Source organism: Paraburkholderia sediminicola (genome assembly GCF_046026895.1).
Lineage (GTDB): Bacteria > Pseudomonadota > Gammaproteobacteria > Burkholderiales > Burkholderiaceae > Paraburkholderia > Paraburkholderia sediminicola_C.
On record NZ_JAQQEU010000038.1, the window covers coordinates 15,907 to 41,564 of the forward strand.

At 64.2% G+C, this 25,658-nt stretch carries 21 protein-coding genes; 8 read left to right on the top strand and 13 right to left on the bottom strand.

The window, feature by feature from the left end:
- Positions 1 to 214 precede the first annotated feature (214 nt).
- From PQR02_RS24350 to PQR02_RS24365, 4 genes are all read left to right on the top strand, one after another.
- Positions 215 to 1,018: an inositol monophosphatase family protein gene (locus tag PQR02_RS24350; protein ID WP_408237020.1), complete on the top strand. Its 804-nt coding sequence runs from the start codon at positions 215 to 217 to the stop codon at positions 1,016 to 1,018.
- A gap of 274 nt (positions 1,019 to 1,292) precedes the next feature.
- Positions 1,293 to 2,591 carry a lysophospholipid transporter LplT gene (lplT, locus tag PQR02_RS24355; RefSeq protein ID WP_408237023.1) on the top strand — a complete coding sequence of 433 codons (1,299 nt, stop codon included), beginning with the start codon at positions 1,293 to 1,295 and terminating at the stop codon, positions 2,589 to 2,591.
- Between the two features lie 160 nt (positions 2,592 to 2,751).
- Positions 2,752 to 5,436 carry a DNA mismatch repair protein MutS gene (mutS, locus tag PQR02_RS24360; RefSeq protein ID WP_408237026.1) on the top strand — a complete coding sequence of 895 codons (2,685 nt, stop codon included), beginning with the start codon at positions 2,752 to 2,754 and terminating at the stop codon, positions 5,434 to 5,436.
- Positions 5,423 to 6,769, top strand: coding sequence for a hypothetical protein (locus PQR02_RS24365; RefSeq protein ID WP_408237029.1), 1,347 nt, complete (start codon positions 5,423 to 5,425; stop codon positions 6,767 to 6,769). Before mutS ends, PQR02_RS24365 begins: the two co-directional genes overlap by 14 nt.
- Here the strand turns inward: PQR02_RS24365 and PQR02_RS24370 are convergent.
- The gene (locus PQR02_RS24370; protein WP_149668217.1) at positions 6,749 to 7,288 is read right to left on the bottom strand and encodes an FKBP-type peptidyl-prolyl cis-trans isomerase; all 540 of its coding nucleotides are present in this window, start codon (positions 7,286 to 7,288) and stop codon (positions 6,749 to 6,751) included. The two genes, PQR02_RS24365 and PQR02_RS24370, sit on opposite strands and share 21 nt — an antisense overlap.
- Positions 7,289 to 7,320: 32 nt before the next feature.
- Between PQR02_RS24370 and PQR02_RS24375 the strand changes: the two genes are divergently transcribed.
- Entirely contained in the window at positions 7,321 to 8,571 is a 1,251-nt protein-coding gene (locus tag PQR02_RS24375) for a JmjC domain-containing protein (RefSeq protein WP_408237034.1), read from the top strand.
- Between the two features lie 232 nt (positions 8,572 to 8,803).
- A complete protein-coding gene (locus PQR02_RS24380) occupies positions 8,804 to 9,085 on the top strand; it encodes a hypothetical protein (RefSeq protein ID WP_408237037.1) in 282 nt (93 codons plus the stop codon).
- 153 nt (positions 9,086 to 9,238) lie between these two features.
- Here PQR02_RS24380 and yoaA read toward each other — a convergent pair whose 3' ends face one another.
- From yoaA to PQR02_RS24395, 3 genes are all read right to left on the bottom strand, one after another.
- Entirely contained in the window at positions 9,239 to 11,509 is a 2,271-nt protein-coding gene (gene yoaA / locus PQR02_RS24385) for a DNA repair helicase YoaA (RefSeq protein ID WP_408237040.1), read from the bottom strand.
- Positions 11,510 to 11,572: 63 nt separating this feature from the next.
- Entirely contained in the window at positions 11,573 to 11,791 is a 219-nt protein-coding gene (locus tag PQR02_RS24390) for a DUF465 domain-containing protein (RefSeq protein ID WP_408237043.1), read from the bottom strand.
- 131 nt (positions 11,792 to 11,922) lie between these two features.
- Positions 11,923 to 12,879 (bottom strand): hypothetical protein, encoded by a 957-nt coding sequence (locus PQR02_RS24395; protein ID WP_408237046.1) that lies wholly within the window; start codon positions 12,877 to 12,879, stop codon positions 11,923 to 11,925.
- On the opposite strand from PQR02_RS24395, the gene PQR02_RS24400 reads away from it, so the two are divergent.
- Both PQR02_RS24400 and PQR02_RS24405 read left to right on the top strand, forming a co-directional pair.
- Entirely contained in the window at positions 12,878 to 13,153 is a 276-nt protein-coding gene (locus PQR02_RS24400; protein WP_408237049.1) for a hypothetical protein, read from the top strand. The genes PQR02_RS24395 and PQR02_RS24400 overlap by 2 nt on opposite strands.
- A 125-nt stretch (positions 13,154 to 13,278) precedes the next feature.
- Positions 13,279 to 15,627: a Tex family protein gene (locus PQR02_RS24405; protein WP_408237052.1), complete on the top strand. Its 2,349-nt coding sequence runs from the start codon at positions 13,279 to 13,281 to the stop codon at positions 15,625 to 15,627.
- Between the two features lie 192 nt (positions 15,628 to 15,819).
- Here the strand turns inward: PQR02_RS24405 and PQR02_RS24410 are convergent, their stop codons facing one another.
- The 9 genes from PQR02_RS24410 to hfq all read right to left on the bottom strand — a co-directional run bounded on the left by PQR02_RS24410 (position 15,820) and on the right by hfq (position 25,552).
- Positions 15,820 to 17,706, bottom strand: a complete 1,887-nt coding sequence (locus PQR02_RS24410; RefSeq protein WP_408237055.1) for a potassium transporter Kup — start codon at positions 17,704 to 17,706, stop codon at positions 15,820 to 15,822.
- A 307-nt stretch (positions 17,707 to 18,013) separates the two neighbouring features.
- Positions 18,014 to 18,604 carry a phosphoribosyltransferase gene (locus PQR02_RS24415; RefSeq protein ID WP_149668212.1) on the bottom strand — a complete coding sequence of 197 codons (591 nt, stop codon included), beginning with the start codon at positions 18,602 to 18,604 and terminating at the stop codon, positions 18,014 to 18,016.
- A 3-nt stretch (positions 18,605 to 18,607) separates the two neighbouring features.
- Positions 18,608 to 19,954 carry an adenylosuccinate synthase gene (locus tag PQR02_RS24420; RefSeq protein WP_408237060.1) on the bottom strand — a complete coding sequence of 449 codons (1,347 nt, stop codon included), beginning with the start codon at positions 19,952 to 19,954 and terminating at the stop codon, positions 18,608 to 18,610.
- Positions 19,955 to 20,157: 203 nt separating this feature from the next.
- Positions 20,158 to 21,309 carry an ATP phosphoribosyltransferase regulatory subunit gene (locus tag PQR02_RS24425; RefSeq protein ID WP_408237063.1) on the bottom strand — a complete coding sequence of 384 codons (1,152 nt, stop codon included), beginning with the start codon at positions 21,307 to 21,309 and terminating at the stop codon, positions 20,158 to 20,160.
- Positions 21,310 to 21,489: 180 nt separating this feature from the next.
- Positions 21,490 to 21,681, bottom strand: coding sequence for a DUF2065 domain-containing protein (locus PQR02_RS24430; protein WP_408237066.1), 192 nt, complete (start codon positions 21,679 to 21,681; stop codon positions 21,490 to 21,492).
- A gap of 44 nt (positions 21,682 to 21,725) precedes the next feature.
- Entirely contained in the window at positions 21,726 to 22,628 is a 903-nt protein-coding gene (hflC, locus tag PQR02_RS24435; protein WP_408237069.1) for a protease modulator HflC, read from the bottom strand.
- Positions 22,629 to 22,640: 12 nt separating this feature from the next.
- Complete coding sequence (hflK, locus tag PQR02_RS24440; RefSeq protein ID WP_408237072.1) at positions 22,641 to 24,020, bottom strand: FtsH protease activity modulator HflK; 1,380 nt, start codon at positions 24,018 to 24,020, stop codon at positions 22,641 to 22,643.
- Between the two features lie 49 nt (positions 24,021 to 24,069).
- Positions 24,070 to 25,242, bottom strand: coding sequence for a GTPase HflX (gene hflX, locus PQR02_RS24445; protein ID WP_408237075.1), 1,173 nt, complete (start codon positions 25,240 to 25,242; stop codon positions 24,070 to 24,072).
- A 73-nt stretch (positions 25,243 to 25,315) separates the two neighbouring features.
- Entirely contained in the window at positions 25,316 to 25,552 is a 237-nt protein-coding gene (hfq, locus tag PQR02_RS24450) for an RNA chaperone Hfq (protein WP_006051315.1), read from the bottom strand.
- Between the last annotated feature and the right edge of the window lie 106 nt (positions 25,553 to 25,658).

A 25,658-nucleotide genomic window follows, 5' to 3' on the forward strand; every position in this document is an offset into this window, starting at 1 on the left:
CAGGTAAAATACGAATATTCGCGCCCGGCTTCAGCCCCTGCTCAGCCGGGCGCCTTGTTCTTATTCAATTCGTCTCCGTCGGCGGAATGCGCACCGGTCCTGTGCCGGGCGGTCGTTCCGTGTTGTTTCCGCGCCTCTTCGGGCGCCAGTCGGCGCATTAGCGCTTATTTACCGGCCAGCAGCCGTGCTGCCCCGGCACAAAGGATCCAGTCTCATGCATCCCATGCTCAATATCGCTGTGAAGGCCGCGCGCCGCGCAGCCCAGATCATCAACCGCGCATCGCTCGATCTCGATCTGATCCAGGTCAGCAAGAAGCAGCACAACGATTTCGTCACGGAGGTCGACAAAGCGTCCGAAGCGGCGATCATCGACACGCTGAAGACCGCCTACCCCGATCACGCGATCCTCGCCGAAGAATCCGGCAAGTCGGACCACGACTCGGAATACCAGTGGATCATCGATCCGCTCGACGGCACCACCAACTTCATCCACGGCTTCCCGTACTACTGCGTGTCCATCGCGCTCGCGCACAAGGGCACCGTGACGCAGGCGGTGGTCTACGACCCGACCCGCAACGACCTGTACACCGCATCGCGCGGCCGCGGTGCGTTCCTGAACGATCGCCGTATCCGCGTGGCCAAGCGCGACCGTCTGGCAGACGGCCTGATCGGCACCGGCTTCCCGTTCCGCGAAACGGACGGCCTCGAAGCCTATGGCCGCCAGTTCGCCGAAATGACCGTCGTCTGCGCGGGCCTGCGCCGCCCGGGCGCAGCCGCGCTCGATCTGGCGAACGTCGCGGCCGGCCGCATGGACGGCTTCTTCGAGCAGGGCCTGAGTCCGTGGGACGTCGCCGCGGGCAGCCTGCTGATCACCGAAGCCGGCGGCCTGGTCGGCAACTACACGGGCGACTCGGACTTCCTGCACGTCGGCGAAATCGTCGCGGGCAACCCGAAGATTTACGCGCAGATGATCCCGGTCCTGTCGCGCTATAGCCGCACGCGCGAACAATCGGCTTGAGGCCGGCTGCGGTCGGGTCAGCCTGAGCCGGTATCGGCTCGGCCTGAATCGGCCATGCACCGGTATGCCAACAAAAAAGCGGCTTCGGCCGCTTTTTTGTTGGCGGCTCTGCATCGCGCGGACGTTCGTGCTACAAAGCGGGATGCCGCGCCGGCGCGCTGCTTCGCCCGGCTGCGTTTCGCGCGGTTCTCGCTGCGCCTTGCCATGCGCGCGTTTTCGGGCCCGGCCCGCGACCACCCCGCTCCCGACTCGCGCGCAGCTTCCCATCCGCTTCATGAAAAAAGGCTTCTACACGATCATCGCGGCGCAGTTCATTTCCTCGCTCGCGGACAATGCACTGTTGATCGCCGCCATCGCATTGCTCACCGTGATTCGCTCGGCCGCCTGGGTCACGCCGCTGCTGCAGATTTTCTTTACCGTCTCGTACGTGCTGCTCGCACCGTTCGTCGGCGCGTTCGCCGACTCGATGCAAAAGCGCCACGTGATGTTCATCTCCAACGCGCTGAAGGCGAGCGGCTGCCTGATGATGATCGCCGGCGTCCACCCGATGATCGCCTACGGGGTGGTCGGCTTCGGCGCGGCCGCCTATTCGCCCGCCAAGTACGGCATCCTCACCGAGCTGCTGCCTGCCGAAAAACTCGTCAAGGCGAACGCGTGGCTCGAATCGGCGACGGTGCTGTCGACCATCGTCGGCACGATGGTGGGCGGCGCGCTGATCAGCAGCTTCGCCGACAAATTCGTCGCGCGCGCGCATCTGCCGTTGATCCGTTCCTCAGCCGATCTGGCGATGTTCGCGGTGATGATCACTTACGCGATCGCCGCCGCGATCAACGTCTTCATCCCCGACACCGGCGCGCGCTATCCGAATCTTCTGTCAGAACCGAAGAAACTGGTCGGCGACTTCTACCACTGCTTCAACGTGCTATGGGCCGACAAGCTCGCGCAGATCGCGCTGTGGGTGACGACGCTGATGTGGGGCGGCGCGGTGACGCTGCAATTGCTGGTACTCAAATGGGCCAACGTCAACCTCGGGCTGTCGCTGTCGAAGGCGGCGGTGATGCAGGGCGTGACGGGACTCGGCATCGCGGTCGGCGCGGCCGCGGCAGCCGCGCTGATTCCATTGCGCAAATCGCTGCGGGTGCTGCCGGTCGGCATTCTGACGGGCGCGGTGGCGATCGCGATGGCCTTCTACAACAAGGATCTGTTTCCGGCGGGCGCGGGTCTTCGCATCGGCTCGTACGTCGCGCCGATCTACATCCTGCTCGCGTATCCGCTGATGATTCTGCTCGGCGCGCTGTCGGGCTTTTTCATCGTGCCGATGAACGCGATTCTCCAGCATCGCGGCGCGACGCTGCTGTCGGCCGGCCATTCGATCGCCGTGCAGAATTTCAACCAGAACCTCGCGGTGCTGCTGATGCTCGGCGCGTACGCGCTGCTGCTCACCGCGAGGATGCCGGCGCAGTGGATCATCGTCGTGTTCGGCAGTTTCATCACGTTCATGATGTGGCTCGCCAAACGGCGCAGCGCGTTGAACGAGCGCACGGTGAACATGCGGACGATGATCGAGGAATGATGGCTCGCCGCGAACGGATGCGGCGCGTTCAAGCGAGCCCAATCGTCGACGCGGCGGCGATGAGGCCCGCTGCGCGGATTGGCCGTCCGGCCAGGGTCCGCTCGTCGCGCTGGCGGGTTAAACTCACGCCCTGAACAGCAAACGCAAGAAGACACCGAGGATGGGCATTCAAACCGCAGCGGCCAACGACGTCGCACAACACACGCCGATGATGCAGCAATACCTTCGCATCAAGGCGGAGCATCCGGGCACGCTGGTGTTCTACCGGATGGGCGACTTCTACGAACTCTTTTTCGAAGACGCGGAAAAAGCCGCGCGCCTGCTCGATCTGACGCTCACGCAACGCGGCGCATCGGGCGGCAATCCGATCAGGATGGCGGGTGTGCCGCATCACGCGGTCGAACAATATCTGGCCAAGCTGGTGAAGCTTGGCGAATCCGTCGCGATTTGCGAGCAGATCGGCGACCCGGCCACGTCGAAAGGCCCGGTCGAGCGCAAGGTGGTGCGGGTCGTCACGCCGGGTACGCTGACGGACGCCGCGCTGCTGTCAGACAAGAACGACGTTTATCTGCTGGCCATGTGCGTCGCGCACAACCGGCGCGGCGTCGCGACCAGCGTCGGCCTCGCGTGGTTGAATCTGGCGAGCGGCGCGCTGCGCCTCGCGGAAGTCGCCCCCGACCAGGTGGCGGCGGCGCTCGAACGCATTCGCCCCGCGGAAATTCTGGTCGCCGACACCACCGCCGATTCGGCAAGCTGGACGCCGCCCGTCAACGCGGGCGCGCTCACGCGCGTGCCGGTCTGGCACTTCGATATCGCGTCGGGCACGCAACGCCTGTGCGATCAACTGGAAGTGGCGGGGCTCGACGGCTTCGGCGCGCATTCGCTGACTTGCGCGTGCGGCGCGGCCGGCGCGTTGCTGCTGTATGCGGCAGCCACGCAAGGCCAGCAATTGCGCCACGTGCGCAGCCTGAAGGTCGAGTACGAATCCGAATATATCGGCCTCGACCCCGCCACGCGCCGCAACCTCGAACTCACTGAAACACTGCGCGGCACCGAATCGCCCACGCTGTGCTCGTTGCTCGATACCTGCTGCACGACCATGGGCAGCCGCTTGCTGCGTCACTGGCTGCATCATCCGCCGCGCGACCATGCGGTGGCGCAGGCGCGTCAGCAGGCCATCGGCGCATTGCTCGACGCGCCGCCGGGCGCCGACGTCGATACGCTGCGCGGCGCGTTGCGGCAGATTTCGGACATCGAACGGATCACCGGGCGTCTTGCGCTACTGTCGGCGCGGCCGCGCGATCTGTCGAGCCTGCGCGACACGTTCATCGCGCTGCCCGAATTGCGCACGCAGCTTGCAGCCGTGTCGTCCAACGCGGATTCGCTGGCGCGGATCGACGCGTCGCTGGAGCCGCCGCAAGCCTGCGTCGAGCTGCTCAGCCGCGCGGTCGCGCAGGAGCCCGCCGCAATGGTGCGCGACGGTGGCGTGATTGCGCGAGGCTACGACGCGGAACTCGACGAACTCCGCGATATTTCGGAGAACTGCGGACAGTTCCTGATCGACCTCGAAACGCGCGAGCGTGCGCGCACGGGCATCGGCAATCTGCGCGTCGAGTACAACAAAGTGCACGGCTTCTATATCGAAGTCACGCGCGGCCAGACCGACAAGGTGCCCGACGACTATCGCCGCCGTCAGACGTTGAAGAACGCCGAGCGCTACATCACACCGGAGTTGAAAACCTTCGAGGACAAGGCGCTGTCCGCGCAGGAACGCGCGCTCGCGCGCGAACGTTCGCTCTACGACGCGTTGCTGCAGTCGTTGCTGCCGTTTATTCCGGAGTGCCAGCGGGTTGCGTCGGCGCTCGCCGAGCTCGATCTGCTCGCCGCGTTCGCCGAACGCGCCCGCGCACTCGACTGGGTTGCGCCCACGTTCTCGCCCGACACCGGCATCGAGATCGAACAGGGACGGCACCCGGTGGTCGAGGCGCAGGTCGAGCAGTTCATCGCCAACGACTGCACGCTCACGCCCGAGCGCAAGCTGCTGCTGATCACCGGCCCGAACATGGGCGGCAAATCGACCTTCATGCGGCAGACCGCGCTGATCGCCCTGCTCGCGTATGTGGGCAGCTACGTGCCGGCGCGGCGCGCGGCGTTCGGGCCGATCGACCGCATCTTCACGCGAATCGGCGCGGCCGACGACCTGGCCGGCGGGCGTTCCACCTTCATGGTCGAAATGACGGAAGCCGCCGCGATCCTGAACGACGCGACGCCGCAAAGTCTCGTGCTGATGGATGAAATCGGCCGCGGCACGTCGACCTTCGACGGGCTCGCGCTGGCGTGGGCAATCGCGCGGCATCTGCTCGCACATAACGGCTGCCATACGCTGTTCGCCACGCACTACTTCGAACTGACGCAATTGCCCACGGAGTTTCCGCACGCGGCCAACGTGCACCTGTCGGCGGTCGAGCATGGGCACGGCATCGTGTTCCTGCATGCAGTCAACGAAGGGCCGGCCAATCAGAGCTACGGCCTGCAGGTCGCGCAACTGGCCGGCGTGCCGAACGCGGTGATTCGTGCCGCGCGCAAGCATCTCGCGCATCTCGAACAGCAATCGGCCGCGCAACCCGCGCCGCAACTCGACCTGTTCTCCGCCCCCGTGCCGATGGCCGAGGACGCGGACGACGAGCGCGATGCCGGGTCCGATGCGCCAGCGGCATCACCCGCGATGCAGGCGCTCGTCGAGCGTTTGCGCGGCATCGATCCAAACGATTTGCGGCCGCGCGAAGCACTCGACCTGTTGTACGAACTGCACGAACTGGCCGCCGCGCCGGATGCGGATCATTGACGCCCACAAGCCTCTCCAGCGTCCGCGCCCACTTCGCGCGGCGCTGACTTTCGCCTTCTCGCCCAGCGGCGCCGCGGGGTGGTTCGCGGCACTGTCCGCTGCATTTTTTACGTTCGCAACGGCCGCCAACGCGGCCACGCCGCGCTTCACCTTTGCGGTGATCGCCAACACGATGCACAGCGCCGCCGACGAAGCCGCCACGCAACGGCTGATCGAGGCGATCGGCCGTGAGCGCGACGTCTCGTTCATCGTCTACGACGGCAACCTGAAGGGACCGAAGGAAGCCTGCCGCGATGCGCTCTACGAGCGCCGCGAGGCGCTGCTCGAAGCGTCGCGGCCGCCGCTCTTTTTCATTCCGGGGCAGCACGACTGGGTCGACTGCGGCACGGCCGAGGCTGGCGGCTTCGACCCGGTGGAACGGCTCGACCTGCTGCGCCAAACGCTGTTCGCAGACTCCACGTCGATGGGCCAGAACCCTGGCGCGCTGACGCGGGAAAGCGAAGTCTCGCGCTTTCGCCCATTTCGCGAAAACGTGCGCTGGCAAGCGGGTGACATCGTATTCGTCGGGCTCAATGCACCCGGCCCGAACAATCATTACCTGACCGCGGGCGGCCGCAACGGCGAATTCGAAGATCGGGTCATCGCCAACGCTTTCTGGCTTGAACACGCCGGCGAATACGCCAAACGCCGCGACGCGCGCGCGGTCGTCGTGTTCATTCAGGGCGACCCCGACCCGGAACGTTATGAACGACCCGACCGCTTCGCGTGGCTGCGCTTCGCGCACAGCCCACGCCGCGACGGTTTTCTGGAGTTCAAGCGAAGCCTCGTCAAGCTCGCGCAGATTTTCCACGGGCCCGTGCTGGTGATTCATTGCGACGACGAAGCCGCGAGCGGCGGCTTCGTGATCGATCAGCCGCTACGCAATGACAAAGGGATGCTGGTGACGAATCTCACGCGTGTCGCGATTGCGCCGCATGATCGTCTTAACCAGTGGATTCAGGTTGATGCGGAACTCGGCAGGAAACCGCCGTTCCGTGTGAGCGTGCGCGACGTGCCGAAGCAGATGCCGATGCCTACCGCGCAACCCGTGCCACCGCGCGAGGTGCCGGCTGCATCGATGCCGGCTGTGCCGGTACTCGGGCCCGCGTCGGAATTGCCGCCTCTGTTGCAAACACCCGGAGAGCCGCCACCGGATCAGCAACCGCGCATACCGGCGGACCAGGGTGGCGGCGCATATGGGCCGCCGTTGTCGGCACCGCCCGCGCCGGGCGCCGCTTCAGGCCTGAATGCACCGGGCGGCGTGCCGGCAAGTTCAGTGCAGAGTGGGTCCTGACTTGTCGTCGTCTTCCTCGTCGTCTTCGTCGAGGATCTCAAGGCCGTCGGCGCCGTGCGCGTGCTCGTGCTGGATTTCGTCTTCCGTAGCCGGGCGCACGTCTTTCACGGTCAGCGCGAAACGCAACGCCATGCCCGCGAGCGGATGATTGCCGTCGAGCACGACTTTGTCTTCCGCGACGTCGGTGACCACGTAGACCAGCGAATCGAGGTCCTCGTCGCCTTCTTCCGGCGTGCCTTCGAATTGCATACCGACTTCGAGCGGTTCCGGGAAACGATCGCGCGGCTCGATCTTCACGAGATCGGGGTCGTACTCGCCGAACGCGTCTTGCGGTTCAAGCTGAATCTGAGTCTCGAAGCCGGCCTCGTGACCGTCGAGCTCTTCCTCGATCTTGGGGAACGTGCCATCATAGCCGCCGTGCAGATAGACCATCGGCTCGTCGCTTTCTTCAATCAGATTGCCCTGCGCATCCGACAGCTTGTAAGCGACCGACACGACGGTGTTCTTTGCGATTTTCATTCGACTCTCCAGAATACAACTCACATTATACGATGCCCAAGCGGCCCACTGACCACCCGGCCGATGCAGCTTCGGCACGGAAATCGTCGCCGGCCTCGGAGCCGGCGCTGCCCGTTCTCCCGCCCTTGCCTGATGTGCCGACCGCATTGCTCGGCAACTTGACCCCGTCGCAATTCATGCGCCGGTACTGGCAAAAAAAACCGCTGCTGATTCGCCAGGCCGTTCCGGGCATCGAGTCGCCGGTCTCGCGCGAAGAATTTTTCGAGCTGGCCGATCAGGACGAGGTCGAAGCACGCCTGATCACCCACTTTCGCAACAAATGGCAGCTCGAGCACGGACCGTTCGCGCCCGACGAGCTGCCATCGGTGAAGCAGCGCGCGTGGACGCTGCTCGTGCAGGGCATGGACCTGCACGACGACCGCGCGCGCGCGTTGCTGGACCGCTTCCGCTTCGTGCCGGACGCACGCCTCGACGACCTGATGATCTCGTATGCAACCGACGGCGGCGGCGTAGGCCCCCACTTCGATTCCTACGATGTGTTTCTTTTGCAAGTAAAAGGCAAACGGCGCTGGCGCATTAGCGCGCAGAAAGATCTGACCTTGCACGCCGGTTTGCCTTTGAAAGTTTTACAGAACTTCGAGCCGGATCAGGAATGGCTGCTCGAACCCGGCGACATGCTGTATCTGCCCCCGCACATCGCCCATGACGGTATTGCGGAAGGCGAATGCATGACCTGCTCGATCGGCTTTCGCGCCCCCTCGGCCAGCGAGCTGACCGCTCAATTCCTCTACCATCTGGCCGAACGCGGCGAGTCCGCAGGCAAGCCGGGCGCGCTGTACCGCGATCCGCAGCAGCCCGCCGTCGACCGTCCGGCCGAGCTGCCCCCGGCTCTGATGAAGAAGGTTGGCGCGATCCTTGCTGGCATCAAATGGAACGACCAGGACATTGCTTCGTTTCTCGGCACGTATCTGAGCGAGCCGAAGCCAAGCGTGGTCTTTGATCCGCCGTCGAGGCCGCTCAACGAAGCCCGTTTTATCGGTCAGGCATCGAAGTCCGGCGTGCGACTGGACCGCAAGACCAGTTTGTTGTACAACCGCCGTTTTTTCTTCGTAAATGGAGAAGAAATGCCGTTGGATGGCGCGAAAAAGTGGTTATTTGATCTCGCCGACCATCGGCGCATGAGTGCGAAACGCTTTGTAACACTCTCACACGATTCGTCGGTGACAGCACGGCTACACGAGTGGTATTGTGCGGGCTGGATACAAGTGGGCGAGCTTGCGTAACTCTGCCCGCCTGCTATACCGTACAGTGAAATTTTGTATGAGAAAGACAACGTATTGACCCCGGATTTATCGACTGTCAGTACGAAAGTGCATATAATTTCCGCCCAAGCCGTAGGGAAGATTCCAGCTCGTCGAAAGAGCGTCTCCACCAGCGGCCCAGGTCGGTGTTGGAGCACATTACCGGTTTTATTTTGCGCTGTTGCTTACCTTTAAACCATAAAAGGACGTGATCATGAAGAAATCCCTCCTCGTAGCATCCCTGTTGGCAGCTGTGGCACTGGCTGCATGCAACAAGAGCAACGACCAAGCCGCTGCCCCGGCTAGCGACGCAGCTGCCGCTTCGGCACCGGCTGCCGCAGCTTCGGACTCGGCTACGGCTGCTTCGGGTGCCGCTGCTGCTGCGAGCGATGCTGCTGCTTCGGCTACGGCTGCTGCTTCGGACGCAGGCGCTGCTGCTTCGGACGCAGGCGCTGCTGCTTCGGCAGCTGCTCCGGCTTCGGGCGCAAGCCAGTAAGCTGTCGCATAGGGCTCGCCTCTGGGCGAAAACTGCATCGGGAAATCGTCGCGATTTCCCGGGCAGTAAAGCAAAACGCCACGGACTCACATTCGTGGCGTTTTGCCATTTGCGCGCCGTTTTACAACGGCGGCATTTTCAACACGTAATAGTTCATCGGACCGGCGTGGCGTTCTCTTCGAAGAACTCGCGCACCACCTCGATCTCGCGCGTTCGTTTGAATGGCGGCAGGCTTTGCCAGATCCGACGCCCATACGGTTTGTCGACGAGACGCGTGTCGCAGATCATCAGCACACCGCGGTCGGTCTCCGCGCGAATCAGACGGCCCGCGCCCTGCTTCAACGTAATCACGGCCTGCGGCAACTGGTGCACGGCGAACGGGCTCAAGCCCTTCTTGGTGAGCGCATCGAGCCGCGCCGACAGCACCGGGTCATCCGGCGGCGCAAACGGCAGCTTGTCGATCACCACCAGCGACAGCGCGTCGCCGCGCACGTCCACGCCTTCCCAGAAACTCTGACTGCCCACGAGGATCGCATTGCCGTACGCCCGGAAGCGCTCGAGCAACTCCGTGCGGCTCGCGTCGCCCTGCACGAGCAGTGGATAGTTCCAGCCGCGCGCTTCGATCGTGTCGCGCAGTTTGGCCGAGATACGGTCCACCGCGCGCAGCGTCGTGCACAACATGAACACGCCGCCGCCCGATGCTTCGATCGCGGGCAACGCGGCGTCGAACACGGCGTCGGTGAACATCGGCGACGACGGCTGCGGCAAGTTGCGCGGCACGTACAGCAACCCTTGCGACGGATAGTCGAAGGGGCTGGGCAGCGTCATCGAACGTTTGGCGTTCAATCCCATTTGCGCGGCATAGTGCGTGAAGTCGCCGCGCACCGACAATGTGGCCGATGTGAAGATCCACGCGCGCGGCACGCCGGCGCGCTGCTTCGCGAAGATCGGCGCGACCGACAGCGGTGTTTCGTGCAACTGCACGGTATGGGAGAAGACCTCGATCCAGCGCACCTTTTCGTTCGGGTCCGCGCGTTCGGCGTGGCCGTCGTTCGAGCTGGCTTGCTGAGCGTCGGCGGCGTTGCGCTCGGTCTCGGTGGGCGGCGTGGTCCAGCCGGCAAGCACGCCTTGCAACTCGCGCGCGCGGCGCAGACATGCACCGAGCGATTCGGCGCGCTCGGCCTGGCCCGCCAGCGCGGATGCGAGCGCGTCGAGTTCGGTTTCGAGCGTTTCGAGCGCGGGGAATAGCGGATGATCGTCGGGCAACTGGCCGATCGACAGGCGCACCGAATCTTCCTTGAACGCGAGCCGCACATCGCGCGCGGCGCGCTCGAGCGTCGCGCCGAGCTTGACCCAGTCGACCGACTCGCGCGCATGACCCAGACCTTCGGCAACCGAGTCGCGCGCGAGTTCGAGAAACTGCGTGGTGGACAACGTCTCGCCGAAAAACAGCGTGGCCGTCTCGGGCAGTTGATGGGCTTCGTCGAAGACGATGGTGTTGGCGGTGGGCAGCAACTCGGCCATGCCCGTATCGCGCAACATGATGTCGGCGAAAAACAGATGATGATTGACCACCACGATATCGGCCTGCTGCGCCTCGCGGCGCGCCTGCATCACGAAGCAGTCCTTGTAATGCGGGCACTCCTGGCCGAGACAGTTCTCGCGCGTCGACGTGACCATCGACCACACCGCCGCCGTTTCCGGCACGCTCGCGAGTTCGGCCTTGTCGCCGGTGCGCGTGATCTTCGCGAAGCGCACGATGTCCTGCAAATACGAGGTTTCCTGGCGCGACGGCAGACGGCCGTTATCCGCGGCGCGCTGCAGATAGTAGTGGCACAGGTAGTTCGCGCGCCCCTTGAGCATGGCCACCGATACCGGTACTGCAAGCGCATCGCGAACGGTGGGAATGTCGCGCTGAAAGAGCTGATCCTGCAGATGCTTCGTGCCGGTGGAGACGATCACCTTGCCGCCCCACAGCATGGCCGGCACGAGATACGCATAGGTCTTGCCGGTGCCCGTGCCCGCCTCGACGATCAGCGTGTTTTCGCTACCGTCGAGTCCGCCCGACTCCGTGTTCTCAGCGGCCTCGGCCTCGGCCGCGGCATCCGCGCCCGCCGATTGCAAACGCCGCGCCGGACGCTTTTGCGCCTCGAACATCGCGGGCTCGGGCATCGCGCGGCCCGACGCTTCCATTGCCGCGGCAACCGCGCGCGACATTTCGATCTGCGAGGCCCGCGAGCGATAGCCGTCGATCTGCCGGGCCAGCAGCCCATTGTCGGCGAAGATCTCATCGAGCTCGGCCGCGCGGCGCGGATTGAGCGACGCGCTCAACGCTGACGCGCCAGTGCGCGGCGCCGGCGTGCCGGTTCCTGTTGTTGCGTCGCCCGGCGTGGTCCGGGTTGAAGTTTCAAGCGGTGAATTCAAGGCAAGCGTTCCTGCAAAGTCCGGCTCGCGCGGCGCGCGCCCGGCGCCTGCCAGGCCGCGAACTCAGGCGCGTGCGTCCGGTTCGAGCTGCAATTGCAGCAAGATGATGGTGTCCTTGACTTTGAGTTTGCGCTTTTTCAGGCGCTGCAACTCGAAGTCGTCGATGCCGGGCTCATCCGACATTCGGTCGATTAGACGATCGAGCCCACTGTGCTCCGATTCCAGTTGCAGAATACGGTCGCGAAGTGTGTCCGCGTTGATGACGTGGTGATGCTCGCGCATGCTCGCCTCCTCTCGTCTGCGGCAGGGGCTGCGCGCAGCAGACCGACGCCTGAGGTTGCTGTCCGGCTTAAAAGGCGTTTACGACTACGACGGGCGCTGGCCACAATCAGCCAGCGCCAACTACAGCACATTTACTGTTCCTGCTGTTGCTGTTTCTGCTGCTCTTCGAGTTGCTGCTGCTTCAACTGGTCCTGACGCTTCTGCTCGGCCTTCCCGGCCGCCTGCTTCTGACGCGCTTCCACGTCGGCCTTATGTTGCGCGGCATCGGCCTGCTTCCTCTCGAAGCTCTGCTGCTTCTCGACGCGCTCCTGCGCCTTCTGCGCACCCTGCTGACGCGCTTCCTCGAGCTTGCGCTGGAAGTCGCCCTGCTTCTGGTCGTACGCCTGCTGGTTGGCCGCCGCCTGCGACGGACTGATGCCACGCTGCGCCTGATCCAGCGCATGCTGACGCTGCTTTTCCTCGTAGGCCTGCGCGTTGGCGGCGCGTTGCGGCGCCTCGGCATTGCGCTGCGCCTGATCGAGTTCGTGCTGGCGCTGCTTTTCCTCGTAGGCCTGCGCGTTGGCGGCGCGCTGCGGCGCCTCGGCATTGCGCTGTGCCTGATCGAGTTCGTGCTGACGCTGCTTGTCCTGATAAGCCTGTTCGTTGCGCGCATCTTCGGCGGCCCGCTGCGGCGCGTTCGCTTCGTCGCGCGCGCGCCTCAGCGCGGCCCGCTCGTCACGCGCGCGCGCGCGTTGCGCGCGCTGCTCGCCGTCGAGCGCGAGCTGTTCCTTGCGAATCTCCGCCTGCACCGTGCGCATGCTGTCGCGCGCGCGGTCCAGACAGTGATTGACGAAGAACCTGCTGTAGCAATTGTGCTGGGCGACCGCGTAACGGTAGTTGTTCTCCTCGCTGCGTTCGTCCAGTGCCTGTTGACGCGCCTCGAACGATTTGTCCAGTGCGGCCGCGTCGCTCGCGCTGTCCGCGCTGCCAGCGGGCCGATCGCCCTGCACGGCCGATGCCGCTGACGGCGCGACGCTCTGCGCCGACACGGGCAGACTCGCGCTGTTACCCTCAGCCGACGGCGTTTGCGCGGCGGCCGGTGCGGACATGACAAGCGCGGCGGCCATCACGCACGATGCGCACGATGCTGCGAAAACTCGCGAAGAGACGAATGCAAGCCCGAGCACGGCGCGCGCGGCCGATACCAACGAGATGAGCGGCGCGTTCAGCAAACCCGTTGGCGAACCCGACGACAACTCCGGCGACAAATCCGGTGACAGGCGAGAGACCCGGCGAAAGCCCAGGCAGTTGATGGACAAGGAGATTGGCAACGTCGTAGAGGGTCAACGGAACATGCCCGAAATTCTATCACCCTGCGGTTGAGCCCTTTGGCATTTATGGCAAAATGCCCCGCTCTAGCAACCTGGTCGCAGCGCGCACGCCGGGCGTGTCCCGACGTGCCGTCAGCGCGCGGCCCCTGACTGAGTCCGCAGGAACACCAAGACCTTATGACGGAAACCGTAGCACTCAAGATCGTACAGCGCATCGCCGCCGAACTGTCCGTCCAGCCGCGCCAGGTCGCGGCCGCGGTGCAACTTCTCGACGAAGGAGCGACTGTTCCGTTCATCGCCCGCTACCGTAAGGAAGTGACCGACAATCTCGACGACACGCAACTGCGTAATCTCGAGGAACGCCTGCTGTATCTGCGCGAGCTGGAAGACCGGCGCGCGGCGATCATCGCCAGCATCGACGAACAGGGCAAGCTCACCGACGAGCTGCGCAGCGCGATCGAAGGCGCCGACAGCAAACAGGTGCTGGAAGATCTGTATCTCCCGTATAAGCCGAAGCGCCGCACGCGCGCGCAGATCGCGCGCGAAGCCGGTCTGCAGCCGCTCGCCGACGCGCTGCTCGGCAATCCGCTGCTCGACCCGCAAACGCAAGCCGCCACGTACGTGGACGCCGAAAAAGGTGTCGCCGACCTCAAGGCCGCGCTCGACGGCGCGCGCGACATCCTCTCCGAACAGTTCGGCGAAACGGCCGAGCTGCTCGGCAAGCTGCGCGACTATCTGTTCAACCAGGGCGTGGTGTCGTCGAAAGTGGTCGAAGGCAAGGAGAGCGCGGAAGAAGAGAAATTCCGCGACTACTACGATTACGCGGAGACCATCCGCACCGTGCCGTCGCATCGCGCGCTTGCACTGTTCCGCGGCCGCAATGCGGGCGTGCTGATGGTCAAGCTGGGTCTCGGCGAGGAACTCGACGCGCAGATGCCGCATCCGGGCGAAGCGCTGATCGCGCGCCACTTCGGCATCGCCAATCAGAACCGCCCGGCCGACAAATGGCTCTCCGACGTGTGCCGCTGGTGCTGGCGCGTGAAGGTGCAGCCGCACATCGAAAACGAACTGCTGACCAATCTGCGCGACGAAGCCGAGCACGAAGCGATCCGCGTCTTCGCGCGCAATCTGAAGGATCTGCTGCTGGCCGCGCCGGCCGGTCCGAAGGCGGTGATCGGCCTCGATCCGGGTATGCGTACCGGCGTGAAAGTAGCGGTGGTCGACCGGACCGGCAAGGTGCTCGCCACCGACGTGATTTATCCGCACGAGCCGCGCCGCGACTGGGACGGCTCCATCGCCAAACTCGCGCGCATCTGCGCGCAGACGCAGGCCGAACTGATCAGTATCGGCAACGGCACGGCGTCGCGTGAAACGGACAAGCTCGCGAGCGAGCTGATCGCGCGTCATCCGGAATTCAAGCTGCAGAAGATCGTCGTGTCCGAAGCGGGCGCGTCCGTCTACTCGGCCTCCGAACTCGCGGCGAAAGAGTTCCCCGACATGGACGTGTCGCTGCGCGGTGCGGTGTCGATTGCGCGCCGCCTGCAGGATCCGCTCGCCGAACTGGTGAAGATCGAGCCGAAGGCAATTGGCGTCGGCCAGTATCAGCACGACGTCAATCAGCGCGAACTGGCGCGCTCGCTCGACGCGGTGGTCGAAGACTGCGTGAACGCGGTCGGTGTGGACGCGAACACGGCCTCGGTCGCGCTGCTCGCTCGCGTGTCGGGTCTGAACGCCACGCTCGCGCGCAACATCGTCGACTATCGCGATTCGAACGGCCCGTTCCCGTCGCGCGAGCATCTGCGCAAGGTGCCGCGGTTGGGCGACAAGACCTTCGAGCAGGCGGCCGGATTCCTGCGCATCAACAACGGCGAGAATCCGCTCGACCGCTCGTCGGTTCACCCCGAAGCGTATCCGGTCGTGCAACGGATGCTCGCGAAGATCAACAAGCAGGTCGGCGAAGTGCTCGGCAATCGCGACGCGCTGCGCGGGTTGTCGCCAAGTGAATTTGTCGACGACCGTTTCGGTCTGCCGACGGTGCGCGACATTCTGCTCGAACTCGAAAAGCCGGGCCGCGACCCGCGCCCCGAGTTCAAGACCGCGACGTTCCGCGAAGGCGTCGAGAAGGTCAGCGATCTGACGCCGGGCATGGTGCTCGAAGGCGTGGTGACGAACGTGGCGGCATTCGGCGCGTTCGTCGACGTCGGCGTGCATCAGGATGGTCTGGTGCACGTGTCGGCGATGTCGACGAAGTTCATCAAGGACCCGCACGAAGTCGTGAAGGCCGGGCAGATCGTCAAGGTGAAGGTGCTGGAAGTCGACGTGAAGCGCCAGCGCATCGCGCTCACGATGCGCCTCGACGACGAGTTCGGCGCGGCTGCCGCGCGCAGCGGCGGCGGCGCTCAGCAGGATCGCGGCGGCGCTGGCCGTTCGGCTGGCGCTGGACGCGGCGCGTCACAGCAGCGCTCGCGCGAACCGGAAGCAGGCGGTGCAATGGCCGCAGCATTTGCAAAGCTCAGGCAGAAGTAAGCGTGGGATGAGCGCGTGACTCGCTCACGCGCTGAGCCTTTGCATGCGCAGGTTCACTGCCTGAGCGTTCTTCACGCGGCAACTCGACCATGAGGCCATGTGCCCAAACAAAAACAACAAGCCCACGCTTTCGCGTGGGCTTGTTGTTTCGCGCCCCAGCCAGGCGAGGCGCACGAGAACCAGCGCTGAGCGTCAGATCTCGATCTTGGTCCCCAACTCCACCACCCGGTTGGCCGGGATGCTGAAGAAGTCCGTCGGCTTCGCGGCGTTCTGGTGCATCCACGCGAACACACGTTCGCGCCACACCGACATGCCAGGCAGTTGCGTCGGCACCACCGTTTCGCGCGCGAGGAAGAACGACGTGTCCATCAGTTCGAAGGTCATGTCGTGGGTGCGGCCGACATCGAGCAACACCGCCTTCACATCGGGCGTTTCGTTGAAACCGTAGGCCGCCTTGACGAGATACAGACCGCCTTCGATATCCTTCACGGTCACGCGCTCCGCGTCGTTCACATAGGGGATGTCGCGCGTCACGAAGGTCAGGAAGATCGTGCGTTCATGCAGCACCTTGTTGTGCTTCAGGTTGTGCAGCAGGCTCACCGGCACCAGCGAATCGCTGCCGGTCAGATAGATCGCCGTACCCGACACGCGATGCGGCGGATGCGCGAGCAGCCCTTGCAGGAACGGCATCAGCGGAATACCGTCGGCGGCCGTGCGCTCCTTGACGATCATCCTGCCCTTGAACCACGTCATCAGCAGGAAGAACAGCAATGCGCCGATGCCGAGCGGCAACCAGCCGCCCTCTTCGACCTTCAGCAGATTGGCGCCGAAAAAGCCCAGGTCGACCGTCATGAACACGCCGATGATCAACGCCACCAGCAGCTTGTTCCAGTTCCACACATTCACCATCACGACGCAAGCGAGGATCGTGGTGATCACCATCGTGGCCGTCACCGCGATACCGTACGCGGCGGCGAGATTGTCCGAACTCTTGAACGCGATCACGATGCACAGGATGATGAAGAGCAGCATCCAGTTCACCACCGGCACATAGATCTGCCCGATCGCCAGCTCCGACGTGTGCAGGATCTTCATACGCGGCACGTAGCCGAGCTGGATTGCCTGGCTCGTCAGCGAATACGCGCCGGAGATCACGGCCTGCGAGGCGATCACCGTCGCGACCGTCGACAGCACGACGAGCGGCAGCAACGCCCACTCGGGCGCGAGCAGGAAGAACGGATTTTCGATGGCCTTCGGGTCGTGCATCAGCAGCGCGCCCTGGCCGAAGTAGTTCAGCACCAGCGACGGCATCACCAGCAGATACCACCCCATGCGGATCGGCTTCGCGCCGAAGTGGCCCATGTCGGCGTACAGCGCTTCGGCGCCGGTCAGCACCAGCACGACCGAGCCGAGCACCACATACGCCTGCAGCACGTGCGCGGCCATGAAGGTGTACGCGTAATACGGGTTCAATGCGCGGATCACGTTCGGCGACTGCGTGATGTGCCAGAGGCCGAGCGCGGCGAGCACCACGAACCACAGCACCATGATCGGACCGAACAGGCGGCCGACCATCGCCGTGCCGTGCCGCTGAATCCAGAACAGCAGAATCAGGATCGCGATCGTCAGCGGCAGGACCAGATGCGTCAGATGAGGCGCGGCAATCTCCAGACCCTCGACTGCCGAGATCACCGAGATGGCCGGCGTGATCACCGCGTCGCCATAAAACATGCAGGCGCCGAAGATGCCGAGCATCATCAGCAGGCCGGCCATTTTCGATTTCTCTTCGAGCGAGCGCAGCGCCAGCGCCATCAGCGCGAGCACGCCACCCTCGCCGTTGTTGTCCGCACGCATCACGAACAGCACGTACTTGACGCCGACCACGATCATGATCGCCCAGAACAGCAGCGAGATCACGCCGAGGATGGATTGCTCGGTCAACGGAATGCCGTGCGACGGACTGAAGGCCTCTTTCAGCGAATACAACGGGCTCGTGCCGATATCGCCGAACACCACGCCGATCGCGGCAATCGCGAGGGAAGGCAGTGGCTGCTTGTGCACGTGATTGTTATCTGTCATAGACGCGAGGAAATCCGTTTCCTGAGCGGAAAAAACGACCGCTATTCTAAGCTGCCCGTCTAGCGCCGCCCGGCTTGTTGTGGATACACCACGTAGATAGTCCGCGCAGTGTAGCACTGCGGTTTGGGCGCGTCTGCCGCGTCGAGGGCCGTGCCGGCGGCCTTGCCTGAATTCGTATCAGGCGCTTCGCGCAGCAAGGTCTGGCCGGTCCGCTGAAGACGCGCAAAAAAAACGGAGCCCAACCGGGCTCCGTCTTGCAAACACTGCGATACATACCACGCGAAGCACACGGCGCCGCGCATTCACCTTACTCCGCCGCCGACTCCTGCGCCTGCGCAATGCCGCGCTTGATCCACGCGCCGAGGTTGTGCGGACGAACCGTGTCCCACTCCTCGAACGGCTGATGAATCCACGGATTGGTCGGCAGATACTGCACGTGATAATCAGGCTTCACCTTCGAGCAGCCCTTGTACCAGAGCACCGCCGAGCGCACCGAGGTGATCGCCGGATAGCGTTCCTTCAGATGCTGCTGAACCCGCGCCAGCGTCACGCCCGAATCGACCAGGTCGTCGACCAGCAGCACGTTGCCGTGCAGTTCGCCGCGCGTCATCGTGATGTATTGCGCGATGTCGAGTTCGCCCTGCTCCGTGCCGGCCGCTTCGCGATACGAACTGGTGGCGAGAATCGCCAGCGGCAGATCGTAGATGCGCGAGAGCTGGTCGCCCACGCGCAAGCCACCGCGCGCGAGGCACAGAATCTGGTCGAACTTCCAGCCGGATTCGTGCACGCCGAGCGCCAGCAACTCGATCAGCCGGTGATACTCGTCCCAGCCGACCCACAGGTTCTTGTCGTCATTGCGCGGATCTTTCATCGCGATCATGGGTACACCTTGAATCATGGCTTAAACCTTGAACGGATGACGCAGCAAGATGGTCTCGTCGCGATCCGGACCGGTCGATACCATGTCGATCGGAATGCCCGCCACTTCCTGCACACGCGACAGATAAGCACGCGCGTTAGCCGGCAGCTTGTCCCACTCCTTGATGCCGACGGTGCTTTCCTTCCAGCCCGCGAAGGTTTCGTACACCGGCTCGCAGCGCGCGACTTCCGACGCGCCGCGCGGCAGCAGGTCGATATTCTGGCCGTCGACCGTGTAGCCGACGCACAGCTTTACATCGTCGAGGCCGTCGAGCACGTCGAGCTTGGTCATGCACAGACCCGACACGCCGTTGATCTGGATCGAGCGGCGCAGCGCGGCGACGTCGAGCCAGCCGGTGCGGCGCGGACGGCCGGTGACCGAGCCGAATTCCTTGCCGACGGTAGCCAGTTCCAGGCCGATCGCTTCCTGACGCGCGGCATTGTCCGCGTCATACAGTTCGCTCGGGAACGGACCCGAACCGACGCGCGTGCAGTACGCCTTGGTGATGCCGAGAATGTAGTTCAGCTTTTGCGGACCGACGCCCGCGCCCGAAGTCGCCGCGCCCGCCACGCAGTTGCTCGACGTGACGAACGGATAGGTGCCGTGGTCGATGTCGAGCAGCGTGCCTTGCGCGCCTTCGAACAGCAGATTGCTGCCGGCCGCGTTCGCGTCGTACAGACGGCGCGACACGTCGGTGACCATCGGCTTCAGACGGTCGGCGTAGCTCAGCATCGTGTCGAGCGTTTGCTGGAAGTCGACAGCGGCGACGCCCAGGTATTGCGTGAGCACGAAGTTGTGATAGTCGAGGTTTTCGCGCAGACGTTCGGCGAACGTGACCGGGTCGAACAGGTCCTGCACGCGCAGGCCGCGACGCGCCACCTTGTCTTCGTAGGCCGGACCGATGCCGCGACCGGTGGTGCCGATCTTGCCCGCGCCACGGCGCGCTTCGCGGCCCTGGTCGATGGCGATGTGATACGGCAGGATGAGCGTGGTGGCTTCGGAAATGAACAGGCGATTCTGGACATCGACGCCTGCGGCTTCGAGTTCGCCGATTTCCTTGAACAGCGCTTCCGGCGACAACACGACGCCATTGCCGATATAGCACGCGACGCCGGGATGCATGATGCCCGACGGAATCAGGCGCAAGATGGTTTTCTTGCCGCCGATGATAAGCGTGTGACCGGCATTGTGACCGCCCTGGAAGCGAACGACGCCTTGAGCGTGGTCCGTCAGCCAGTCGACGATCTTGCCCTTGCCCTCATCACCCCACTGGGTCCCCACGACGACGACGTTGCGTCCGGGGTTCACATTCACTGCGCTGGCAGACATGTTGTTTCGTAAGCTGGTTAAAAACGTATTCTACCTATGTTCGCGGAACCTTCCGAATTTTTCCGTTTCCGCTCAACGGTATGCACGTTATGGTGGGGAGGAAAAAGATGGCGCGGCCAGTGACCGCGCCCGGTTCGACGGCGCGTTCGGCGCCGTTCAACATGCGCTGAGGATAGTCCTCGGGCGACTCGAACGGAACGCGCTCAGGAGCGCGCCTCGACGACCCATGCGCCGTTGCGCTCGACCAACACGCGGTCGAACGCGAATTCATCCAGATCATGCTCGTGGCCAGGTAGCGCCTGAATCACCACTTCGCCGGCATCGCGCAATGCGGCGACGCTCACGCGCAGCGCGTCGTCGTGCTGCCACGGCGCGAGAATCGCGCTGCTGCGCGCTTCGATCGGCGAGATCCGCGCCACTTCGCGCAGATCGAGCGAAAAGCCGGTTGCCGCGCGAGCCCGCCCGTAAGCCTGGCCGACGTGGTCGTAACGGCCGCCGCGCGCCACCGCATTCGGCACGCCATCCACATACGCGGAGAACATCACGCCGCTGTGGTACGCGTAGCCACGCAAGTCGGCAAGGTCGATCATCACTTCGGCGCCGTCCACCTGGCTTGCGAGAAACGCGAGGTCGTCGAGCGCGCGAGCGATGGCGGGCGCGTTCGGCAGGCGCGCGCGGGCTTCTTCGAGCACCGCCGCGTCGCCGTACAGCGTGGGCAGCGCGCGCAGCGCATCGCGGATGACCGGTGTGAGTCCCGCCGTCAGTTCGACGAGGCGCGGCACGTCCTTGCCCGCCAGCGCGTCGTACAGCGACTGGCCGAGTTCGTCCGCGGCCGGCTCCGCTTCGATCAACGCCGCGAGCACGCCCGCGTGACACAGATCGAGGCGCACTTTGGCGAGGCCCGCCAGACGCAGCGCGTCGAGCATCAGTTGCTGGATTTCCAGATCCGCTTCGAGGCCCGCGTGACCGTAGATTTCCGCGCCGATCTGAATCTGCTCGCGCGTTGCATGCAGACCGCGCGGCCGCGTATGCGCGACGTTGCCGGCGTAGCAAAGACGCGTCACGCCCTGACGGTTCAGCAGGTGCGCGTCGATCCGCGCGACCTGCGGCGTGATGTCGGCGCGCAGACCGAGCGTGCGCCCGGACATCTGATCGACGAGCTTGAAGGTGCGCAGATTCAGATCGTGACCGCCGCTGGTCAGCAACGATTCGAGGTACTCGAGCAGCGGCGGCATGACCATCTCGTAGCCGTACGAGCGGAAACGGTCCAGCAAATGGCGCCGCAACTCTTCGATCTTGCGGGCTTCCGACGGCAGCACGTCGGCAATATTCTCGGGGAGCAACCAGGTCGACATCGGTACAGTCCTACGGCGTTGAACACGGCGGGTGAAGGCGCCGGTAAGTGAGTGTTTGAATGGCGGGCGGCGGCTCGATTCTGGCGGCTATCGCAGGCACCGCCTGCGCGCCGCGCCCTCGCCGACACGAAGGCAGGGCGAGCGCGTCACGCGCGCTGCGGCGCCGCCGGCGTGGCCCTTTCAGGTCACGATAAACAGCAGGATCAGCCCGAGCACCATCACGACCAATCCGCCGACGCGAATCTGATGCGGCGGCCGTTCCGCTATTTTACGGAACGTGTCGCGCCAGGCGGTCGGAAAAACGAAGGGGAACATCCCCTCGATAATCAGCATCAGTGCGATCGCGAGCAGTAACGAGCCGGCTATGTCCATGCGAATGAAGGCGCCGCGATGCGGATGCCGCGGCGTTCCGGTTATCAGTGATTGCGCGGGGCCGCGGAAGCGTCCGGGGCAGCGCCGCCGGTCGGGCTACGCATGAAGCGGAAGAACTCGTTGTTCGAGTCGACCACGATCAGGTCGCCCGGCTTGAAGGTCTTCCGGTACGCCTGCATGCTTTGATAAAACTGGTAGAACTGCGGGTCTTTGCCGAATGCTTCGGCGGCGATTTCCGCGGCCTTTGCATCGCCCTCGCCGCGGATGGTCTGCGCCTGCGCGTTGCCGTCCGCGAGCACCGCCTGCTGCTGCGCCACCGCGTCCGCCTTGATCTGCGCGGCCTCGGCCGCGCCCTTGGCGCGCTCGTCGGCTGCGATCTGCTCGCGGACGGCGATCATCCGCTTGAAGACTGAATCGGCCATCGCCGCCGGGAAGTCGACGCGCGTCAGTTGCACGTCCACCACCGACACGCCGAGCGAAGCCGCGCTCTTGTCCATCGCGCCGCGCGCCTGTTCCGCGACGGTTTGCTGCTTGGCAAGCGCATCGGACAGCGTGAACTGACCGAACGCATCGCCGAGCGCGCTGCGCGACAGCAGCGCGAGCCGGTCCGGCAGGCTCTGGATATCGCCCTTCGTTTCGGCGAGCAGCTTGAGCGGGTCGGTGACGCGGAACTTGACGACCGGGTTGACCAGCAGATCGGTTTTATCCGACGTGGCGTAGCGGTCCTCGTCCGGTGCGTCGAGTGACTGAATGCGGTTATCGACCAGCGTAAGCGTTTGCAACGGCGGCGGCAGTTTGACATGCAGCCCGGGGCCGAGCAAGGCGGGCGGCGTGTCGCCACGCGACGACAGCACGCCCATGTGCCGCTGATCGACGACGAACACCATCGACGAAGCTGCGAACAGCACGACGACGATGGCCACGACGAGCGCAATGATCTTGTTCATGTTGTGCGCTCCTTATTGAACGTCGTCTTCGCGCATGCGATTGCGGAAGGCGTCGCGTGAACGCAGCGAGGCGCCGCTCGCGGGCTGGCTGGCGGGCGTCTCGGCCGCGGCGGACGCGGAAGCTGCCGGGCCTGCTGCAGCGGCGGACGCGCCCGCAGGCGCAGCCGCGCTCGCTGCTTGCGGCGCGCTTGCGCCAGCGGCACCCGGCGTAGCGGCAGCGCCGTCGGCGAGCCGCTGGCGATTCTGTTCGACCAGCTTGTCGAGCGGCAAATACAGCACGTTGTTGCCGTTCTTGCTGTCCACGAAAACCTTCGTCGTATTCGAGTAGATCTGCTGCATGGTTTCCATGTACATGCGCGTGCGAATCACCGCAGGCGCTTTCGAGTACTGCGCGTAGACCTGCTTGAAGCGGTCGGCTTCGACTTGCGCCTGGGCGACGGTTTTCTCGCTGTAGGTTTTCGCGTCTTCGATCTGGCGCGTCACATCGGCCTGCGCGCGCGGCAGCAGGTCCGCCACATAGGCTTGCGCGTCGCGCTTCGCGCGTTGGTTTTCCTGACGCACCTTGGCGGCGTCGTCGAACGCGGCCTGCACCTGATCGGGTACCTGCACGCTCTGGATCGTCACGCCGGTCACGGCAAGGCCGGACTCGTATTGATCGAGGGATTGCTGGATCGCCGCAATCAACTGCTGACGCATTGTTTCGCGATCCTGATCGAGGATCTCGCTCGTGCTGCGCGCGCCGACAATGCCACGCACCGCCGCCTGCGCGGCATGCATCACACTCTGGTCGGGATCGATGCTGCGGAACAGATAGTCGGTGGGCTTGCGCACCTGGTACTGCACCGCGAAGCGCACGTCGACGATGTCGCCGTCGTGCGTGAGCATCGACGCGTCCTTCACGTTCGCCAGACGCACCACGTTGTTACGGCCGATCTCCACCTGGCGGATCTGGCCGACATTGACGAACTCATGTGCTTCGAACGGATACGGCAACCGCCAGTGCACACCCTGACCGGCGGTGTAGCGATACTTGCCGAACTGCATCACAACGGCGGCCTGGCCATCCTGCACGACGAACACGCCGCTGCCGAGATAGATCGCGATCAGCACGCCGATCACGATACCCACGCCGATGCGCGCGCCACGTCCGTTGTCCGGACGCCCGCCGCCCGCACCGCCGCCCTTGCGTCCGAAGATCCGGCTCAGGCGGCGGTTGAAGTCTCTCCACATCTCGTCGAGATCAGGCGGACCTTCACCGTCTTTGGACGGACGCTTCGGGTCATTCGGCCGTTGCCGGTCGCCATTGCCGTCGCCCCGGCCCCAGCGCGGATCGTTCAGTGAAAGCAAGGCGCGCATGCGCAGCCAGATACTCCGCTCGTTGTATTCGTTCACCTGTGTTCGTTCACCAGAGTAGACAGCGGGTCAGTGCAATTGGAACGGGTCAGTGCCCGAGTTCTGGAACCTTGCGGTCGTCGCGCGGTGCTGCGGGCCGGCCTTCTTCCGACTGCTCGATGAACGTGTCGGCAAGAGGTTCGGCAGTAGCGATTTCAGCGATGGCAGCGCGCAACGTATCCAGCCCTTGACCGGTGCGCGCGCTCAAAAAGACGCGCGAAATATTACCATATTCGTCCCGCTCGACCGCGTCCCCACGGGCCGCCAGCTCCGGCACCGCGTCGATCTTGTTGAACACCAGCACCTGGCGGATCGTGTCTGCGCCGATCGCCCGCAATACCTCGTTCACCTGATCGATCTGATCGAGGCGCACCGCGCTCGAAGCATCGACCACATGCAACAACAGGTCGGCGTGAATGGTTTCCTCGAGCGTGGCGCGAAACGCGGCCACCAGCTGGTGAGGCAACTCGCGGATGAAGCCGACCGTGTCGGACACCACCACCTGCCCCGCTTCGTCACCGAGATAGACGCGCCGCGAGGTGGTGTCGAGCGTCGCGAACAGTTGATCGGCGGCATACGCCTGGGCTTTGGTGAGCGCATTGAACAGCGTGGACTTGCCCGCATTCGTATAGCCGACCAGCGACACCGACATCGTCTGGTTGCGGCTGCGAGCGCGGCGCTGCGTGCCATGCTGGCGGCGCAATTTTTCGAGCCGCGTCTTGAGCGCCTTGATGCGCTCGCCGATCAAACGGCGGTCGGTTTCGAGCTGCGTTTCGCCGGGACCGCGCAAGCCGATACCGCCTTTCTGGCGTTCGAGGTGGGTCCACGCGCGAATCAGCCGGGTCGACAGATACTGCAATTGCGCGAGCTCCACCTGCAGCTTGCCTTCATGGCTGCGGGCGCGTTGCGCGAAGATGTCGAGAATGAGGCTGGTGCGGTCGACCACGCGCCGATTAAGCGCTTGCTCCAGATTGCGCTGCTGCGCGGGCGCCAGAGCGTGATTGAAAATGACGAGCTCGATGTCGTTCGCCTCACACGCAAGACGCAATTCTTCGGCCTTGCCGCTGCCGACGAACATCTTCGCGTCGGGGCTGGACCGGCGCCCGGTGAGGGTGACTAAGGGATTCGCGCCCGCGCTTTGCGCGAGCAGGCTGAGTTCTTCGAGACTGGCTTCGAAATCGATCTTACCGAAGTCGATGCCGACAAGCGCTGCATTGATCAAATTGGAGGGTATCAAAATGAGGCGGCCGGGAGGGAATCGCCAACGGGCGACGCTACGCCGGCCGCGACGGGGGTTAGGACTGTTCGGAATCCGGGTGGAAATTCACCGGACGGGCTGGCACGACAGTCGAGATTGCGTGCTTGTAGACCATCTGGGTGACCGTATTCCTGAGCAACACGACGTACTGGTCGAACGATTCGATGTTCCCTTGAAGCTTGATGCCGTTGACCAGGTAGATCGACACCGGCACATGCTCTTTACGCAGTGCGTTCAAAAACGGGTCTTGTAACAATTGCCCTTTGTTGCTCATAGCAAACTCCGTATTTTTTTGCAGGTTGACTGAATTGACGATGAAGAAAAAGAGATCCGCCGTCAACCGCTACACTATAGCCGATTTTCGTTTTTGCGCGAGGGCC